The sequence below is a fragment of the Limnospira sp. PMC 1279.21 genome (genome assembly GCF_032349615.1).
Lineage (GTDB): Bacteria > Cyanobacteriota > Cyanobacteriia > Cyanobacteriales > Microcoleaceae > Limnospira > Limnospira fusiformis.
The window spans coordinates 1-780 of sequence record NZ_JARPLU010000463.1 but is presented as its reverse complement, the minus strand read 5'-3'; the positions used below and the strand labels follow the sequence as shown (position 1 = coordinate 780).

Here is a 780-nt window from a genome sequence, read left to right as displayed (position 1 = left end):
CCTACATTCCGCAGGTTGACAGGGAATAAAAGATATGGTGCTAGTCTAGGCTAGAAAGGGTTCCTTCGAGCGGTAGGCTCTGGCGATGCAGATTAAAAATTTAGACCATCTGGGTTTAGTGGCTGGAGTGATTGACGAACTTGGCCTGGTCGAGTTGACGGATAAGCGGATTGAACCTCATAGCTTGGAGCATGTGAGTGCCGGACAAGTGGTTAAAGCCATGATTTTGAACGCCCTAGGCTTTCTCAGTGCACCGTTGTATTTATTCAGCGAGTTTTTTGAGAGTAAAGCGGTGTCTCATCTGCTCGGGGAAGGGGTAGAGGCTCGTCACTTGAATGACGACCGCTTAGGTCGAGTGTTGGATGAACTCTACGCAGAAGGGACGACATCATTTTTTCTCCAGGTGGCGCTCCAGGCTGTGGAACGATTTGGAATTGATATTCAACAGCGTCATCTCGATGCCACCTCGATCTCAGTAGAAGGGAAGTATCAGCGGTGCTCGAAGGGGAAATCCGAGGTAGGACTTGAGTCAGCTCCCCCCGGTGAGACATCAGCAGAACCCAGCCCAATTCGGCTGTGTCGAGGCTATTCCCGAGACCATCGTCCAGATTTGAAACAGTTTTTGATGACTCTAGTCTGTGCCGCCGACGGTGGCGTGCCGCTATGGTTGCAGTTGGCCAGTGGCAATGAACAGGACACTCAGCAGTTTGCAGAGGTGCTCAAGGCGTTTGGTGACCAATGGACTAGCGACGGTATCGTTGTGATGGATGCCGCCTTTTA

Annotated in this window: 1 pseudogene; it reads left to right on the top strand. The window is 51.3% G+C overall.

What is annotated here, in order from left to right:
• Window positions 1-85: 85 nt before the first annotated feature.
• Window positions 86-780: pseudogene (locus P5683_RS25445) on the top strand (IS1634-like element ISAtsp2 family transposase); the annotation flags it as partial.